This is a genomic window from Amycolatopsis sp. NPDC049252 (genome assembly GCF_043197175.1).
In the GTDB taxonomy this organism is placed as follows: domain Bacteria; phylum Actinomycetota; class Actinomycetes; order Mycobacteriales; family Pseudonocardiaceae; genus Amycolatopsis.
In genome coordinates this window covers 1-17,367 of sequence record NZ_JBICSQ010000125.1, presented here as the reverse complement: position 1 = coordinate 17,367, position 17,367 = coordinate 1, and the positions used below count along the sequence as shown (strand labels likewise).

The 17,367-nt window shown below is 70.8% G+C and carries 14 protein-coding genes; 5 read left to right on the top strand and 9 right to left on the bottom strand.

The window, feature by feature from the left end:
- Window positions 1–26: 26 nt before the first annotated feature.
- From ACGFMK_RS46295 to ACGFMK_RS46285, 3 genes are all read right to left on the bottom strand, one after another.
- On the bottom strand, window positions 27–1,331 hold the full coding sequence (locus ACGFMK_RS46295) for a sugar ABC transporter substrate-binding protein (RefSeq protein ID WP_392777570.1): 1,305 nt from the start codon (window positions 1,329–1,331) through the stop codon (window positions 27–29).
- Between the two features lie 308 nt (window positions 1,332–1,639).
- Window positions 1,640–3,448, bottom strand: coding sequence for a TIM barrel protein (locus tag ACGFMK_RS46290; RefSeq protein WP_392777567.1), 1,809 nt, complete (start codon window positions 3,446–3,448; stop codon window positions 1,640–1,642).
- Entirely contained in the window at window positions 3,438–4,286 is an 849-nt protein-coding gene (locus ACGFMK_RS46285) for a shikimate dehydrogenase (protein WP_392777564.1), read from the bottom strand. Before ACGFMK_RS46285 ends, ACGFMK_RS46290 begins: the two co-directional genes overlap by 11 nt.
- A 113-nt stretch (window positions 4,287–4,399) precedes the next feature.
- On the opposite strand from ACGFMK_RS46285, the gene ACGFMK_RS46280 reads away from it, so the two are divergent.
- Together ACGFMK_RS46280 and ACGFMK_RS46275 are read left to right on the top strand one after the other, a co-directional pair.
- Window positions 4,400–5,044 (top strand): TetR/AcrR family transcriptional regulator, encoded by a 645-nt coding sequence (locus ACGFMK_RS46280; RefSeq protein WP_392777561.1) that lies wholly within the window; start codon window positions 4,400–4,402, stop codon window positions 5,042–5,044.
- A 132-nt stretch (window positions 5,045–5,176) separates the two neighbouring features.
- Window positions 5,177–6,496, top strand: a complete 1,320-nt coding sequence (locus ACGFMK_RS46275; RefSeq protein ID WP_392777558.1) for an MFS transporter — start codon at window positions 5,177–5,179, stop codon at window positions 6,494–6,496.
- Here the strand turns inward: ACGFMK_RS46275 and ACGFMK_RS46270 are convergent.
- From ACGFMK_RS46270 to ACGFMK_RS46260, 3 genes are all read right to left on the bottom strand, one after another.
- Window positions 6,474–7,019, bottom strand: a complete 546-nt coding sequence (locus ACGFMK_RS46270) for an FHA domain-containing protein (protein WP_392777556.1) — start codon at window positions 7,017–7,019, stop codon at window positions 6,474–6,476. The two genes, ACGFMK_RS46275 and ACGFMK_RS46270, sit on opposite strands and share 23 nt — an antisense overlap.
- Window positions 7,020–7,082: 63 nt before the next feature.
- Window positions 7,083–9,182 carry a (Fe-S)-binding protein gene (locus ACGFMK_RS46265; protein WP_392777553.1) on the bottom strand — a complete coding sequence of 700 codons (2,100 nt, stop codon included), beginning with the start codon at window positions 9,180–9,182 and terminating at the stop codon, window positions 7,083–7,085.
- A gap of 31 nt (window positions 9,183–9,213) precedes the next feature.
- On the bottom strand, window positions 9,214–9,648 hold the full coding sequence (locus tag ACGFMK_RS46260) for a hypothetical protein (protein ID WP_392777551.1): 435 nt from the start codon (window positions 9,646–9,648) through the stop codon (window positions 9,214–9,216).
- A 233-nt stretch (window positions 9,649–9,881) separates the two neighbouring features.
- Between ACGFMK_RS46260 and ACGFMK_RS46255 the strand changes: the two genes are divergently transcribed.
- On the top strand, window positions 9,882–10,544 hold the full coding sequence (locus ACGFMK_RS46255) for a nitroreductase family protein (RefSeq protein WP_392777548.1): 663 nt from the start codon (window positions 9,882–9,884) through the stop codon (window positions 10,542–10,544).
- A 219-nt stretch (window positions 10,545–10,763) separates the two neighbouring features.
- Here ACGFMK_RS46255 and ACGFMK_RS46250 read toward each other — a convergent pair whose 3' ends face one another.
- The 3 genes from ACGFMK_RS46250 to ACGFMK_RS46240 all read right to left on the bottom strand — a co-directional run bounded on the left by ACGFMK_RS46250 (window position 10,764) and on the right by ACGFMK_RS46240 (window position 15,464).
- On the bottom strand, window positions 10,764–12,875 hold the full coding sequence (locus ACGFMK_RS46250; RefSeq protein ID WP_392777545.1) for an EAL domain-containing protein: 2,112 nt from the start codon (window positions 12,873–12,875) through the stop codon (window positions 10,764–10,766).
- Window positions 12,876–12,964: 89 nt separating this feature from the next.
- Window positions 12,965–14,056 (bottom strand): alpha/beta hydrolase, encoded by a 1,092-nt coding sequence (locus ACGFMK_RS46245; protein WP_392777543.1) that lies wholly within the window; start codon window positions 14,054–14,056, stop codon window positions 12,965–12,967.
- Window positions 14,057–14,129: 73 nt separating this feature from the next.
- Entirely contained in the window at window positions 14,130–15,464 is a 1,335-nt protein-coding gene (locus tag ACGFMK_RS46240) for a cytochrome P450 (protein ID WP_392777540.1), read from the bottom strand.
- Window positions 15,465–15,574: 110 nt separating this feature from the next.
- On the opposite strand from ACGFMK_RS46240, the gene ACGFMK_RS46235 reads away from it, so the two are divergent.
- Both ACGFMK_RS46235 and ACGFMK_RS46230 read left to right on the top strand, forming a co-directional pair.
- Window positions 15,575–16,393 (top strand): SAM-dependent methyltransferase, encoded by an 819-nt coding sequence (locus ACGFMK_RS46235; RefSeq protein ID WP_392777537.1) that lies wholly within the window; start codon window positions 15,575–15,577, stop codon window positions 16,391–16,393.
- Between the two features lie 371 nt (window positions 16,394–16,764).
- Window positions 16,765–17,367, top strand: a 603-nt coding sequence (locus tag ACGFMK_RS46230) for a LacI family DNA-binding transcriptional regulator (protein ID WP_392777534.1), incomplete at its 3' end; no start/stop codon positions are given.

Below are 17,367 nucleotides of genomic sequence, written 5' to 3'. Positions count from 1 at the left end.
CGGCATCGTCACATTGGCGGTCGCTGTCATCCGCCGATGAGCTTGTTCAGCGCTGCGTTGGCGTCGGCGGTCGCCTGGTCGAGCGTCTTCTTGCCGGTCAGGTACGCGGTCAGCATGTCCTTGACCGGGTTCTGGCCGGACTCCACGTCACCCCACTTCGGGCTGGCCGGCACGGCCTTGCCGTTGGTGGAGGCCTTCGCCATCACGCTGCCCATCGGGTCCTTGTCCAGGCCGGTGAGGTCGGTCGAGGTACCGGGCACGACGCCGGCGGCGGCGAGCTGGCTCTGGTACTTCGGGCTGGAGAGCAGCTTGATGTACTCCTTGGCCGCGGCCACGTTCTTGCTGTTGGCCGGGATGGCCAGGTTCGAGCCGCCCAGGAAGACCGGGGCGCTCTGGCCGGCGGTCTTGCTCGGGATCGCGAACGCGCCGGTCTTGGCGGTCAGGCTCGGGTCGGTCTTCGCGGCGGTCGCGACCTCCCACGGAAGGCCGATCATCATGGCCACCTTGCCGGCGCCGTAGATGGTCGCCTGCTGCGGCTTGGCCTCGTCGGCGTCCTTCGGTGCCTTGGTGCCGGAGGTGTCGACGAGCTTCTTGTAGAAGTCCAGGCCCGCCTTCGCACCGGCGCTGTCCAGCGTCGCCTTGAAGTTCTTGCCGTCGGGCTGGGCGATGTCGCCGCCGTTGTCCCAGATGAACGAGAGCAGCGCGTACCAGTTCTGACCCGGCATGTAGAGCGCCTGGAAGTCGGGGTCGGAGCCGAACTTGGTCTTCAGCTTGCCGATCGCGTCGACCCACTCGTCGTTCGAGGTCGGCGTCTTGGTGATGCCGGCCTGCTCGAACATGTCCTTGCGGTAGATGACCTCACGGTTGGCCGCGTAGAACGGGACGCCGTAGACCTTGCCGTCGTAGGTGCCCGAGTCGGCGAGGCCCTTCAGCCACTGCGCGCCGTTGAAGCTGTCCTTGTCGGCCGTCAGGTCGGTCAGGACACCGTCGTTCGAGGCGAACGCCGCGGTCTGCGTGTTGCCGATCTCGATCACGTCCGGCGGCGCGCCACTCGCCAGCGCGGTGGTCAGCTTCTGCTGGATGCCGTCCCACTGCTGGATTTCGTACTTGACCTTGACGCCCGGGTGGGCGGCCTCGAACTCCTTGTTGAGCGCGTCGGTGAGCGTGGTCGGCGCGGAACCCGTCATCAGCCAGACCGTGACGTCGCCGGTGATCTGCGCGGGAGCACCGCTCGACGAAGCGGCGGTGTCCGTGCCGCTGGAACCCGCGCATCCGGCGGTCGCGAGGGTGACTGCGGCGGCGCCCGCCGCCAGCTTGAGCCAGCGTTTCACTCGTTGCCGTCCTTTCGATGCCCGGCCACCGTGGCCAGGCGCCCCAAATGGTGTAGACCAATGTTGGGGTTAGAGTGGTACGTACCACAGGCCCTGTCAAGGCGGTTGCCAAGACGTTGTAATTGCTCCAGGCACTCTGACACGGAGTAGTCGCACCGTTACCGGCCCCGGCGCGAAAGGTGGCGGAAGTCGTCCGAATAGGAGGGTGACCCGGACGTTTTTCACCGGCCCGGGCGGCTATTCCGGCACGCCGGAATAGCGCGGCACGGAGAAAGAAAGCCGCCCCGGAACAGGTCCCGGGGCGGCGGTCAGGCGAGCGTTGCGCCTGGTGGGGCCGGGTGCCGGCGGGCGCGGTGCGCGGCCATCCGCACCGGCGCGTTGACGACGCCGAAACCGCGGTAGCCACCGATGCGCTGGACCACCTCGAAGAACACGCGCGCGCCCGCGAGGGCGGTGTAGAAATGCAGGAACTCGCCGTGTTCGTCACGGTCGTGGAGCACGGAGTTCGCGCGCAACCGCGCGATCCGGGCGGCCGGCAGGTCGAGCCGGGCGGCGAGGTCGTCGTAGTAGTTGCCCGGGATCTCCAGCAGCGGCGCGCCGAGTTCGCGCATCGTCTCCGCCGCGGCGACGGCGTCCGCGCACGCAAAGGCGACGTGCTGCGGCTCGGGCACCGCGGGTGCCCACTCCCCGCGCCGGACCAGCGCGCTGTCCAGGGTCAGCCGGACGTCCCCGGCCGTCACCACCCGGCTGCGCACCAGCCCGAACGGCGCGGCGAACTCCACGACCGGGGACGGCGTCAGCCCGAGCACCGAGCGGTAGAACAGCGCCGCTTCGTCGAAGTGGTCGAACGGCTGGGTGAGGGCCACGTGATCGATTCCGAAGGCCCCGGCACCCACGGCCGTTTCGCCGGTCGGCTCGAAGTCGCCGCGCCAGTCGTCGTTGCCGCAGAGGAACAGCTCGGTGCCGTCCGGCGCGGCGACGGCGGCGAGGTCGGCCTCCCGCGGCCCGTGGGCCCGCGGCAGGACCGGCGCGAGCAGGACCTCGGCGCGGCGGGCCGACCGCGCGGGGTCGGCGCTCGCCAGCGCGACCGCGCCGATCGCGCCGCCGGTGTCCCCGCCCTCGTTGACCAGCACCCGGGCCTCGCCCTGCTCCCACAGCTCGACCGGCTTGCTGCGGTGCACCCCCGTGCGCGCGAAGCCGAGTGAAGCCAGCACCGCGCCGGTCCCGGCGCCTGGGCCGCTGACGACCTCGGCGAAGGCGTGGCCGGACAGGCGTGGCGCCTCCGGCAGGTCCAGCACGCCGAGGGACTCCTTCAGCGCGAGCAGCGAGCGCATCGCGTCCACCGCGGCCGGGCGCGGGTCGGACTGGCGGTAGACGTCGTTGAAGACCTCGAGCGACAGCGGGCCTTCGTAGCCGGTGGCGAGTACGTGCCCGGTGAACGCCGTCAGGTCGAACTCGCCCTGGCCGGGGAAGAGCCGGTGGTGGCGGCTCCACGGCAGGACGTCCATCGGGAGCCGCGGCGCGTCGGCCAGCTGGAGGAAGAAGACTTTCTCCCCCGGGATCGCGCGGATCGGCGCCGGCTCGTGGCCCTTCGAGAGGATGTGGAAGCTGTCGAGGCAGACGCCGAGCGCGGGGTGCGCGGCCCGGCGGACGATCCGCCACGCGTGCTCGTACCCGCTGACGTGCCGGCCCCAGGCCAGCGCCTCGTAGGCGATCCGCATGCCGCGTTCCGCGGCGCTCTCGGCGAGCGCGTGCAACTGCTCGGCGGCCAGCTCGTCGTCGTCGATCGCGTCCGGTGACACGGACGAGCAGACCAGCACGGTGTCCGCGCCCAGCTCGGCCATGACGTCGAACTTGTGCGCCGCGCGGCGCAGGTTGGCCCGATGCAGGGGCGGCGGCACGGCCTCGAAGTCGCGGAACGGCTGGTAGAGGTCGATCGTGAGGCCGAGGTCGTCGCAGCGCTTCCGGATTTCGGCCGGACCGCTCGGCGAGACGATCAGGTCGTTCTCGAACAGCTCGACACCGTCGAACCCGGCCGCGGCGGCCGCGGCGAGCTTGTCCTCCAGCGTCCCCGAGAGGCAGACGGTGGCGATCGCGGTACGCGGTTCAGGCAGCACGGGCGGCCCCTCCGTCCAGGGTGTCGAAGTGGCGGAGCATGCGCGCGGGGTCCGGTTCGACGCCGGTGAACAGCCGGAACGACTCGGCGGCCTGGAGCACGACCATGCCGCCGCCGTGCAGCACGCGGCAGCCGCGGGCGCGGGCGGCCTTGAGCAGGGCGGTCTCCAGCGGGCGGTAGACGATGTCGGCGACCCACAGCTCCGGGCGCAGCAGCTCGGCCGGGACCGGCGTGCCGGGGTGCGCGGCCATGCCGGTCGGGGTCGCGTGGACCAGGCCGTCGGCGTGGCGGACGGCGTCGAGGCCACCGGCGACGGCCCGGCCCGCGCCGAACCGCTCCCGCAGCGCGCCGGCGAGCTTGGCCGCCCGCTCGCCGTCCACGTCGTGGACGGTCAGGCGCCCGATGCCCGAGGAGAGCAGCGCGTGCGCGACCGCCGCACCCGCTCCCCCGGCGCCGAGCAGGACGACGGCCTCGCGCCGGACGTCCGGCAGGCCGCGGCGCAGGCTGCGGGCGAAGCCGGTCGCGTCGGTGTTGTGCCCGATCGCCCGGCCGCGGTCGAAGACCACGGTGTTCACCGCGCCGAGCGCCTCGGCCTCGGGCGAGAGCTCGTCGAGGTGCGGGAGCACGGCCTGCTTGGCCGGGTGGGTGACGTTGAGGCCGTCGAACCCGGCGAGCCGGGCGGCGTCCAGGACGTCGGCGACCGGGCGGCGCAGGACGTCGAGGTCCAGGAGGCGGTAGACGTAGCGCAGGCCGAGCTCGTCGGCCTCGCGCTCGTGCAGGGCCGGGCTGGCGGACGGCCCGATGCCCGTGCCGACGAGCCCGATCAGGTAGCTGGTCACGCGGCGCCCCTCCGGATTAATGTACGAACTAGTGAGTTCACACTAGCGCGACGTCCGCCCGTCCGGAAGTCCTCGACTAGAGTGAGGTGTCGACCAGCAGCGGAGGGAGCCCGGTGGCCGCACCATCGTCCGAGGCCGAACGGCAGCGCGACAAGGAACGCACGCGCGCCGACATCCTCGAGGTGGCCACGCGGGAGTTCGCGGACAAGGGCTACACCGGCGCCCGCGTCGACGAGATCGCCGCCCGCACCAGCACGACCAAGCGGATGATCTACTACTACTTCGGCGGCAAGGAACAGCTCTACCTCGCGGTGCTGGAGCGGTCGTACTCCGCGATCCGCACCCTCGAGGCGCAGCTCGACGTCGAGCACCTCGAGCCGGAGGAAGCGCTGCGGGAGCTGGCCGCGCTGACGTTCGACCACCACGAGGCCAACCCGGACTTCATCCGCCTGGTCAGCATCGAGAACATCCACCACGCGGAGCACCTCAAGCAGTCGGCGATCCTGGCCGGCCTGGCCGACCCGGCTTTGGGCGGGCTGACCCGCATCCTCCAGCGCGGCCGCGAAGCCGGCCGCTTCCGCGAAGACGCGGACCCGCTGGACATCCACATGCTGATCAGCTCGTTCTGCGTGTTCCGACTGGCGAACCGCCACACGTTCCAAGCGATCTTCAGCCGCGACATGCTGGACCCGGCGCGACGCGAGCACTACCGCGCCATGCTGAGCGACTTGGTGATCGGCTACCTGACCGCTCGCTAGCCCCCGCCCAAAAGGATCTCTTGACTCTGAGGGCACCTTCTCGCACTCTGTATTAACTAACCAGATCGTACATTAGCAACCCGCTTCCCCGCCGACTCTGAGCAACGAAGCACGGACGTCAGGAGCACCCCCGTGACCGCATCGATGCCCCGCAAGGCGGCGCTGGCCGCCTGGATCGGCAGTGCGCTCGAGTACTACGACTTCTTCATCTACGGCACCGCCGCCGCGCTGGTGTTCAACAAGGTCTTCTTCCCCGCCTCCTCCCCCGCGACCGGCACGCTGCTCGCCCTGGCCACCTTCGGCGTCGGGTACGCCGCCCGGCCGGTCGGCGCGTTCGTCCTCGGCCACGTCGGCGACCGCTTCGGCCGCAAGCGGGTCCTCGTCTTCACCCTGCTCCTGATGGGCTTCTCGACGTTCGCCGTCGGCTGCCTGCCCACCTACGCGACCGTCGGCGTGCTCGCGCCGATCCTGCTGGTCGTTCTCCGCCTGCTGCAAGGACTTTCCGCCGCCGGCGAGCAGGCGGGCGCGAACTCGATGTCGCTGGAACACGCGCCCGAACGCCGTCGCGCGTACTTCACCAGCTTCACCCTGAGCGGCACGCAGGCCGGGCAGATCCTGGCCACCGCGGTCTTCCTGCCGGTCGCCGCGCTCCCCCAGGCCGACCTGCTGACGTGGGGCTGGCGGATCCCGTTCTGGTGCAGCGCGGCCGTCGTGGTCGTCGGCTTCGTCATCCGCCGCAAGCTCGACGAGACCCCGGTCTTCGCCGGCACGGAGGTCGCGAAACTGCCGGTCGCGGTGCTCTTCCGGAACCACTGGGCCGACGTCCTGCGCGTGGTCTTCGCCGCGACGATCGCCTCGGTCAGCACCATCTTCACCGTCTTCGCACTCAGCTACGCGGTCAACACGATCGGACTGGCCCGGACCCCGATGCTGTGGGTGGGCGTGCTCGCGAACGTCGTGGCCCTGGCGGCGATCCCGCTGCTGGCCGGGCTCGCCGACCGGGTCGGCCGCAAGCCGGTGTTCATCACCGGCTGCCTCGCCTGCGGCGTGCTGATCTTCCCGTACCTGTGGTCGATCTCGATCGGCTCGTACGCGCTGCTGTTCGTGCTCGGCATCGTGCTCTTCGGCGTCGCGTACTCCGGCGTCAACGGCGTCTGGCCGTCGCTGTACGGCGAGATGTTCTCGGCGCGCGTCCGCCTGTCCGGCATGGCGATCGGCACCCAGATCGGCTTCGCCGTCGCGGGTTTCGCCCCGAGCGTGGTGGCGGCGATCGGCACCGGCAAGTCCGACTGGCTGGGCGTCTCCCTCTTCACCGCGGCGGTCTGCGTGGTGGCCGCGATCGCCGCGGCGACGGCCCGCGAGACCTACCGGGTGCCGACCGCGGAACTCGGGGGCAAGAGCCCGGCCAACACCCCGAAGTCCACTATGGTCACTTCCACTGTGGACGGTTAGCCGGCACGAGCCCGAGCATCGTCACCACGATGCCGACGGTCAGCAGGGTGACGCCCAGGCCCACCTCCGGTCCGGCTTCGAAGTACCGGAGGAGCCTGGACGCGCCCAGCCCGAAGCCGGTGACCACCAGGACCGGCCCGAGCACCAGCGCCACCCGGCCGGTCCCCGTCACCCGGACGACCTTCGCAAACACCGGCGGCTCGTCCTCGCGCGCCGGCCGGGTGTCCGTGTAGCCCGTGGTGATCGGCCCGAACGTCACCCGGTCACCGTCGCGCAGCAGCCGGGCCTGCCGCGGTGCCAGCGCCTCGCCGTTGACCAGGGTGCCGGTGCGCGAACCCGCGTCGGACACCCAGGTGCCGCGCGCGTCGCACCGGATCCAGGCGTGCCGCGGGCTCACCCGGTCCGAATACAGCCTCAGGTGCGCCTCCGGCCCGCGGCCGACCAGCCACGTGCCGCGGCGCACCGCTAACCTCGCCACGGCGCCGTCGAGCGTCTCGATCGTCGCCGTCTCCCGCTGGCCCATCGCCCCTCCCACCGCTTCCCGACTCCGGTCAGAGCCGGGAAGCGGCCGGAAGATACGCCGGTGTCAGGGTTTGGGCGCGGGCTTCGGGGACTTCACCCGCTCCAGCAGCAGCTGGGCGACGTCGCGGACGTCGACGTTCTCCGCCTTCTGCTCGCTCTGGCGCTGGACCAGGCCGTCGGTGAGCATGGAGCGGCAGAAGGGGCAGCCCGTCACGATCGTCTCGGCGTCGGTCGCGATGGCCTCGTCGACGCGCTCCAGGTTGATGCGCTTGCCGATCTGCTCCTCCATCCACATCCGCGCGCCGCCGGCGCCGCAGCAGAGGGCCCGGTCCGCGTGGCGCGGCATCTCCTCCAGGGTCGCGCCCGTGGCGCCGACCAGCTCACGCGGCGGCGTGTAGACCTTGTTGTGCCGCCCGAGGTAACACGGGTCGTGGTAGGTCACCTTCGGGCCGTCGTCGACCGCCTTGACCGGCGTCAGCTGCCCGCCGCGCACCAGCCGGTTGAGCAGCTGCGTGTGGTGGACGACCTCGTAGTGCCCGTCCAGGTCCGGGTACTCGCGGTTGAGCGTGTTGAGGCAGTGCGGGCAGGTCGTGACGATCTTGCGCAGCCGCTCCTCACGGCCCTCGAACACCGCGTTGAGCGTCTCCGCGGTCTGCTGCGCCATCATCTGGAAGAGGAACTCGTTGCCCGCGCGCCGCGCCGGGTCGCCGGTGCAGGACTCCTCCTTGCCGAGCACGACGTACTTCACGCCGGCGATGTGCAGCAGCTCCGCCGTGGCGCGCACGGTCTTGCGGGCGTTGTCGTCGAACGCGCCCGCGCAGCCGACCCAGTAGACGTACTCGACGTCCTCGGCCAGCTCGCCGTCGAACACCGGGACGTCGAACCCGATGTCCTTCGTCCAGGCGAGGCGTTCCGCGTTGTTCTGGCCCCACGGGTTGCCCTTGGTCTCCAGGTTCTTGAACAGCCCGCCCAGCTCGGTCGGGAACGCCGACTCGATCATCACCTGGTAGCGGCGCATGTCGACGATGTGGTCGACGTGCTCGATGTCCACCGGGCACTGTTCGACGCACGCGCCGCACGTGGTGCACGACCAGAGGACGTCCGGGTCGATGACGCCGTTGTCGGCCTCCGTGCCGACGAGCGGGCGCGCGCCCTCGTGCTCCTCACCGCTGAGGATGTAGGGCGCCTCCTCGAACATGTTGTCGCGCAGGCTCATGATGAGCAGCTTGGGGGACAACGGCTTCCCGGTGTTCCACGCGGGACACTGCGACTGGCAGCGGCCGCACTCGGTGCACGTCGAGAAGTCGAGCAGGCCCTTCCACGTGAAGTCGCCGATCTTGCCGCGGCCGAACGTGTCGTCCTCGCCCGGGTCCTCGAAGTCGATCGGCTTGCCGGCGGACTCCATCGGCAGCAGCGGGCCGAGCGCGTCCGGCAGCCGCTTCGCCGAGACGTTGATCGGCGCCACGAAGATGTGCAGGTGCTTGGAGTAGAGCACGATGGACAGGAACACCAGCATGACGCCGATGTGCAGCAGCAGGCCGACCGTCTCGAGCACCTCGGTCGTCGAGTGCCCGAGCGGCTCGAGGAGGTTCCCGACGCCGAGGGAGACGTAGGCGCCCGAGTCGTACGGGAAGTTGCCCGACGCCGAAGACGCGCCGCGGAAGAAGAACATCGTCCAGACGACGTTGAAGATCATGATCAGGATCAGCCACGCGCCGCCGGTGTGCGAACCGTAGAAGCGCGACGCCCGGTCCTTGCGTTCGGGCGCCTGCCGGATCCGGATCACCGCGAACACGCCCAGCGAGACGGCCACCATGACGGCGATGAAGTCCTGCAGGAAGCCGAGCACCGCCCAGTGGCCGATCCACGGGATGGCGAACCGCTCGTCGAACAGCGCGCCGTACGCCTCGAGGTAGACCGAGGCGAGGATGACGAAGCCCCAGAACGTGAAGAGGTGCGCCAGGCCGGGCACGGACCACTTCAGCAGCTTGCGCTGGCCGAACACCTCGCGCACCTGCGCGAACACGCGGGCGCCCAGGTCGTCGGAGCGTTTGGTGTCGGGCTGGCCCGCCTTGATCAGGTGGTACAGGAACACGACCCGGCGCCCGGCGACGGCGAGGCCGACGACGGTCATGAGCAGGCCGAGGATGAGGCGAACGAGCACGAGTCCTCCGTGACGTGCTTGAGGGGAAGGCTCAGTGCGAGCCGGTGTAGTAGCGGCACGCCTTGCACGCGTACCGCATCTTCGCGACCCGCCAGTGTTTCCGGTACAGATCGAGGTCGGGCGACCGGCGGACGCCGAGGCGCTGGTAGCGCCCGGGACGGCGGCGGCCGGTTTCGTACTGCTCGGTCGCGCGGCCGAGGTGGGCGCGCCGCAGCACGCACCCCCGCGTCCGGCAGCGGCCGAGCGCGCTGCGGCAGAACCGGTGCAGCAGCACCAGGTCCGGGGCGGGCCCGTCCCCGGCGATCTGCTCGACCACGCCGTACCCGGGGTGGTCACCCGGTCCGGTCAGCCGCACCGGCAGCCCGCAGTACACGCATTTGAGGGTGCAGGTGAGGCAGCCGGTGATGTGCCTGAGCCGCGGGTCGCGCCGGTCTTCGGAGGCTGTTCCTCTGACGCGCGACGCCATGGGGCCTCCTCCGGCGACTGTGAGCGGCTGTGATCGGCACCACTTCGTTCTACTGGAGAGTAATGACGGGGTCACTTCACGCGACAGGACCGAACGGTCTAGTTGCAGTGCGCCACATGGCGTAATTTTCGAGGCAAGGCACGCCTAACTGTCCGCCCTCCGAACGCGTGTGAGTCGCAAATCGTACGTTCGGCCCTGCTGCACCGAGCGTGTCCCCCGCCACAATCCAGGGCATGACCTACCACCCGGTCCCCTACCGGCCCGCCCGCCTGCCCGCCGCCGAAGCCACGTCGAACGTCGCCGAACTCCGGCAGCGGATGGAGCAGCGCCGCTCGGTCCGGATGTTCTCCCCCGACCCCGTCCCCGAACGCGCGGTGCTCGACGCGATCGCCGTGGCGTCCACCGCCCCCAGTGGCGCGCACCAGCAGCCCTGGACGTTCGTCCTCGTCTCCGATCCCGCGGTGCGCCGCCGGATCCGGGAAGCCGCCGAAGCCGAGGAACAGATCTCCTACGACGGCCGGCTCGGCGACGAGTGGCTCGAAGCCCTGCGACCGCTGGGCACCGACGCCGTGAAGCCGCACCTGACGGACGCGCCGTACCTGATCGTCGTGTTCCAGCAACGCTTCACCCTCGACGACGACGGCGGCGTCCACAAGCACTACTACGTCGACGAGTCGGTGGGCATCGCGGTCGGCATGCTGCTGACGGCGTTGCAGGTGGCCGGCCTCGCGGCGCTCACGCACACGCCGTCGCCGATGCGCTTCCTGGGCGAGCTGCTGGGCCGTCCCCGCAACGAACGGGCGTTCGCGGTGATCCCGGTCGGCTACCCGGCCGACGACTGCGTGGTCCCGGACCTGCGGCGCAAGTCCCTGGAGGAGGTGCTGGTCCGGATCTGAGGGCTCACTGCTCCCGCCCGCTCGGGAACCCTTTCTGCCAGGGCATGACCGCGAGGCGTGGATGGCGGATCCGGGACGCTGAGCGTCCCGGATCCTCCAACGACGAGCAGTGATGTCCTCTGCCGTGACGCAACCGGCCGTCCTCATGGTGGCCTCGAAGACTTGGCCTCGCCTCAGCCACACCGGCAGCCTCACGAACCACGACCCGCCTCGGCGGGATCAGCAGGCGGGCAGGTCGCCCGGCAGCTGCGCGAACACCGGACCGGATCCGTAGTCCGCGCCGTGCTCCCGCCACCACTGGGCCTCTTCGCGGGACTCCACGCCCGCCACCGACACCTTCGCGCCCGCCAGGTGGGCCACTTCGGTCAGCGCGGCCAGCGAGCGCACGACGAGCGGGTGGCTCCGGCGTGACACCAGCGTCCCGGCGATCCGGACCGTGCGGATCGGCAGGTCCGCGAGGAACGTGACGTCGCCCGCCGCGCCGAAGTCGTGGATCTCCGCCGGGATGCCGATCTCCGCCAGCACCTTCAGGCTGTCGACCGCGTCGCCCGGTTCGGCGAGCAGGCTCTCCGCCGGGAAGGCGGGACGGAGGCGCTCCGGGGGCATGCCCGTGTCGTCCAGCACGCGGCGGATCTCGCCGACCAGGTCGGGGTCCGCGGCCTGGTGCGGGCCGAGCTCGACCACCAGCGGCACCTCGACGCCCGCCGCGGTCAGGCGCTCGGCCGCCGTGCGCAGGAGCCAGGTGCCCAGCGGCAGCGCCAGCCCGGTCTCGCCGGCCAGCCGGACGCACGTCTCGTGCGGTAGCACCCCTTCGACCGGGTGGGTCCAGCGCAGCCGCGCCTCGATCGCGGCCGGCTCGCCGTCGGCCAGGTCGGCCAGCACCCGGTAGCCGATCTCGACCTCGCCGTTCTCCCACGCGCCCGCCATCGACGCGGCGAGGCCGAACTCGTGGCGATCGCGGCGATCGTGCTCCCGGTCGTACAGGCCCCACTGGTTGCCGGCCCGCCGGGCGCGGCGCAGGGTCAGGTCCGACGCGCGGAGCAGCTCGGACGGCGCGATCTCGCGCGGCGGCCGGTGCACGACGCCGACGCTGGCCGAGACGGCGACGCCGTGCCGGCCGTCGACGTACTCCGGTTCGGCGAGCTCGTGGTTGATCCGGCGGACCAGCGTCCCGACGTCCGGGGTGTCCTCGCCGTTCTGCACGACCACGCCGAACTCGTCGGCGCCGATCCGCGCGATGAGCACCTTCTCGTCCTCGAACACCATTTCCAGCTTCCGCGCGACGCCGCGCAGGAGCTTGTCGCCGGGGTCCTGGCCGAGCCCGCCGGTGATCAGCGAGAAACCGTCGAGGTCGAGGTGGAACAGCGTGATGCCGCGGTCCTGGTCGGCTTCCCGCAGCGCGTTTTCCAGGCGGGTGCTGAAGAACTGCCGGTTGGGCAGCCCGGTCAGGACGTCGTGCAGGGCCTGGTGGCTCAGCCGCCGCTGCAGCAGGGACACCTCGGTGTCGTCGTCGACCAGGGTGATCAGCTGCTGGGCCTCGCCGGTGGAGTCGCGGACGACCGAGGCCACGAACGTGGCCCACATCGGCTCGCCGTCCCGGCCGACCAGCCGGCGGCCCGCGCGCAGCTTGTGCAGCCGGCCGGACAGCAGGTCCGCGTAGCCCTCCCGCAGCACGTCGACGTCCTCCGGGTGGACGAAGTCGAACAGGGTCCGCGTCGCGATCTCGGCCGGGGTGCGGTTGAGCGTCTTGGCGAGCGCCGCGTTGGCGCGCAGCACCCGGCCGTCCAGCTCGGTGACCGCGACCCCGCTGGCCGAGCCGGCGAAGACCTCTTCGAACTGCGCACGCGTGATGACCTGCTTGCGCCGGGTTTCCTGCTCCACCTTGAGCAACGCGCGGCTCAGACCTTCCTGCCGTTTCTGGATGTCTTCCCGCAGCGATTCGCTGTAGCCGGAGCTCAGGGCGCCGAGCACCAGCACAACGCGTTCGGCGAGCTGGTCGACCCCGCGCAGCTCCGGCTCGCGCAGCAGGCCCTTGCCCAGGACCTCCATGGTGCGGCGCAGGCTTTCCGGCCCGACGCAGCGCAGCTCGACCAGGCGCCCGCCGGCGGCCGCTGCCTCCTCGGTACCCGGCGGGTCGCTCGCGACCGCTTCGAAGAGCCAGCCGGTGAGGATCGTCAGCTCGCCTTCGATCTCGTCGGGCGTGTGCGGCAGGTAGGCGGTCGTGCTGACCAGGTAGCCCCACTTGCGCGCGAGGGTGCGGAGCCGTCGCGCCGCTCGTTCGGCGGACGGCTTCGCCCGCGGCGCGCCGCGGCGGGGATGGGGAGCAGTCACTTCAGCCTGTCCAAGGGTCTAGTGCGCACTCCGGCTCGGGTAACCGACATATCTTGGCGCGAAATGGTGTCACGCGCACTGATCGGTGTTCATCCAATCGAGTGATAACCCTGAGCAGTTATCCCCATGCGGTCCTGCAGCCACGACCGGGTGGCGTCCCGGTACAGCCCCGCGTTTTCGTGCAGCGCAACGGAATGACCCGCGCCCGGCAGGACGAACATCGACAGGTTCGACGGATCCCGGTAATACGGCGCCTCCTGCGCCCGCAGCGTCGCCGCGCTCGAACAGTCGCGCAGGGCGAGCAGGCCGCAGAAAAGGACGTCCTTTTCCCCGACGACCTGGAAAACCGGGACGGTTATTCCCCACGTCGCCGGCAGCACGATGCCGAACAAGGCCACCGTGCCCATCCCGGGCACCGAGACCTGGTCCTTCGTGGCTTCGTCGGCCGCGATCACGGCCGGATCGGCGTCACCGGCGGCGTAGAACAGCCCGGCACGCGCGCCCGGCCGCGTCGTGAAGTACAGCGGGTCGCTGCCCAGGTGCGAGAGCTGGCCGTCCAGCAACGCCGGTTGCAGGCCGAGCGCCGCGCCCAATGCCAGCACGGGCAGCGCGGGCAGGTGCGTGATGCCGGTCAGGATCACGCCGTCGACGTCGTGGTAGGTGCCCGCCTCCACGGCGACCACCCCGGACCCGACCGAATGGCCGACGATGACGACCTTCGTGAACGACGTCCCCCCGGCGCGCCCGGCCCGCAGGTGGCCGATCACCTCGTGCAGCGCCTCGGCTTCGGCCTGCACCGACAGCGGCAGGCTGAGCGGGCGGCTGCTGCCGCCGGCACCGAGCTGGTCCGCGGCGAACGTCGCGTACCCGTGCGAGGCCATGTCCCGCTGGTAGGAGTAGCGCTCCGGCTGGTACGGCAGGTCCCAGTACGCGCTGTTGTACGTGCCGCCGTGCACCAGCAGCTGGACGCTGTCCGGCACGGCGCCGGCGGGCAGGCACAGCCGGCCGTGCACCGTCGCCGGCGCGCCCGGCACGAGCGGCGGCAGCCCCGGGCCGGTGACCGGCAGATCCGTGTCGGCGCAGGAGATCGCGGCCGCTTCGGCGGGCACCGCGGCGGTCAGGGACCCGAGCAGGACGGCGCAGGCGAACAACGCCGACGTCAGCTTGACCGGTAGTCTCACGCCGTTCTTCCCTCCGGACGGGTGACGAGCTGAGGACCCCGGAACACTACAGCAGGTAGCCGATCGGGCACCGTCAGGTCCGCCGCGGCACGAGCGTCATCGGCAGCCGGTTCGGCTGCATCGTGGCCTTGAGCTGCGCGTGGACCTTCTTGCCCGGCGCCGGGACCAGCCGCCAGCGGGCGCCGATGGTCGCGGCGACGATGCCGATCTCGGTCGGCGCGAACACGTGCCCCGGGCACAGCCGGGGTCCGGCGCCGAACGGGATGTAGGCGCCCTTCGGCAGTTCCGCGGTGCGCCCGGGCGCCCACCGGTCCGGGTCGAACCGGCCGGGATCGGGGAACCAGCGCGGATCCCGGTGCAGCGTGTGCTGGCTGACGGCGACCTCGCTGCCGGCGGCGATCCGGACGCCGCCGAGTTCGACGTCTTCGCGGGCCCGGCGCATGAGGATGAGCGGCGGGGTGCGGCGGACGATCTCGTTGACGATCTGGTGCGTGTAACCGAGTTGCGGCAGGTCCTCGAACCGTGCCGGACGGCCGCCGAGGACGTCGTCGACCTCCGCGTGGAACCGCCGCTCGACGTCCGGGTGCTGTCCGAGCTCGTGGAAGAACCAGGCCAGGGCCACGGCCGTCGTCTCGGCGCCGGTGGTCAGGATGGTGATGACCTCGTCGTGCACCTGCCGGTCGGACATGCCTTCGCCGGTGTCCTCGTCCCGGACCGCCAGCAAAGTCGACAGCAGGTCGCCGTGGTCGGCGCCGTCCTTCCGCGCGGCGACGACGGTTTCGCCGATCACGTCGCGCAGCCGGGCCGCGGCGGCGTCGAACCGGCGGTTCGCCGGGATCGGCAGCCGTTCCACGAACTTCGGCGAGAACGCCCGGACCAGCACGTACTTGAGCATGACCGGGATCGAGCGGCGGATCTCGGCGAGCACGTCTTCGCCGAGGGCGGTGGAGAACAGCGTCTGGCCGGCGATGGTGAGCACCAGGTCCTGCATGCGCTGGTCGAATTCGACGACTTCGCCGGGCTGCCACGAATTCGCCAGCTGGTCGGCCAGCGCGGTCATCGTGTTCTCGGCGTAGCCCTCGATCCGGGCCCGGCCGAAGGCGGGCATGACCATGCGCCGCTGACGGCGGTTGAGCTCGCCGTTCGACGTGGCCAGGCCGTCGCCGAACAGCGGGCGCATCTTGTCGAAGACCAGGCCCTTGTCGAACTTGTCGGCGTCGGTGGCCAGCACCCGCCACGCCAGCTCCGGGGTGGTGACGACGTGCACCGGCAGCGGGCCGAGGCGAAGGGTGACGACATCGCCGTACGCGGGCAGGGAACCGAAGAGCTTCAGCGGGTCGCGGAGCAGGGAGACCGTGTGCCCGAGCACCGGCCAGCGACCGGGGACGGCGCGCGGCTCGTTCGTCACCGGCCACACCCTAGGACCGGCAGGGAGAACCGCGGCAGTCCCGCCACACGAACGGATGAGCGGGGCTACACTCCGCCACGCCGCAGGGGTTCACGAGGGTGGGAGGTCGCATGACCGGGGAACTGGGCTGGGTACCGCCGGAGGTCGACACCACGGTGCCGAACCCGGCGCGGGTGTACGACTTCTGGCTCGACGGCGACCACAACTTCGCCGCGGACCGGGAACTCGGGGAGAAGATCCTCGAGATCATGCCGGGCATCCGCGACGCGGCCCGGCTCAACCGCGCGTTCCTGCGCCGCGCCGCGCGGTACATGGTCGACGCGGGGATCCGGCAGTTCCTCGACGTCGGCGCGGGCATCCCGACCGTGGGGAACCTGCACGAGATCGTCCAGCAGGCCGACCCGACCTGCCGCGTGGTCTACGTCGACCGCGAGTCGGTCGCGGTGGCGCACAGCGAACTGCTCCTGCAGGACAACGACCGCTGCGCGGTGCTGCAGGCGGACCTGCGCGACGTCGACGAGATCTTCGCGGGAGCGGGCAAGCTGCTCGACCCCGACCAGCCGACGGGCGTGTTCATGTTGCTGCTGCTGCACTTCGTGCCCGACTCGTGGGACCCGGCCGGCATCCTCGCCCGCTACCGCGAGCGGCTGGCCCCGGGCAGTTTCCTGGCGCTGACGCACGTCGCGGCGGACACCGAGTCGACCGGCCTCGACGAGGCGATCGAGGTCTACACGAACCGCCAGAACCAGCAGAACCAGCCGTTCCCCCGCACGCACGACCAGGTGCTGCGTTTCTTCGACGGCTTCGAACTGGTCGAGCCGGGGCTGGTCGGGTGCGCGATGTGGAACCCCGAGGGCGCCGGCGACATGTCCGAGGACCCGGCGATCAACACCCTCCCGTACGCGGGTGTCGGCCGGAAACACCACTGAGCCTGAAAATCTCGATTTCCGAATATCGAAGGTCGCCCGGAATCGTCGAATCGTTTCGACGGCAGCCGCGGAAAATTCGTGTCGCCGGTGCGGATAGTGACGACGATTGCGGCGATGTCCCACGGGCGAGAATCCCTGGACGCGCTCCCACACAATCGTGACATTGGCCAAAACCGGGCCTTGAGCTGGCGAAAGATCCGCTATCAGGGACGTTCGACAATTTCGACGCAAGGCCGCCGTTGAATGCGAATCAAATTATTGGCAGACTGATAACAGTGCTTGTGTTCCAGGCTGAAGTCCCTTATCTTCTTGCCATCGTCGATGCGCTTCGACTCGCACATCCCTACCGCCTTGCCCTCAGGAGGCCGCCCGTGGTCACGATCAACGACGTCGCCAATGCCGCGGGGGTGGCCCCCAGCACGGTGTCGTACGTGATCAGCGGCAAGCGCTCGATCTCGCCGAAGACGCGGCGGCTGGTCGAGGAGAGTATCCGCAAGCTCGGGTACCACCCGCACGCGGGGGCCCGGGCGCTGGCGAGCAGCCGGACGAACGTGCTCGCCCTGGTCGTCCCGCTGCGCACCGACCTCAACGTCGCCGTGGTGATGGAGTTCGTCGCCGCGGCGGTCACCGCGGCCCGCGCGCACGACCAGGACCTGTTGCTGCTGACCAAGGACGAAGGCCCCGCCGCGCTGCAGCGGGTGGCGTCCTCGGCCATCGCCGACGCGCTGATGGTGATGGACGTCGAGGCCGCCGACCCGCGCGTCCCGATGCTCATCGCGCTCGACCTGCCGGTGGTGCTCATCGGCGTACCCGACCACCCGGCCGGGCTGAGCTGCGTCGACCTGGACTTCACCGCCGCCGGCGCGGCGTGCGTCGCGCACCTGGCCGACCTCGGCCACCGCTCGATCGCGCTGATCGGCCCCTCCCCCGCGGTGTACCGGCGCGGAACCAGTTACGCGACGAGGTTCCTGCGC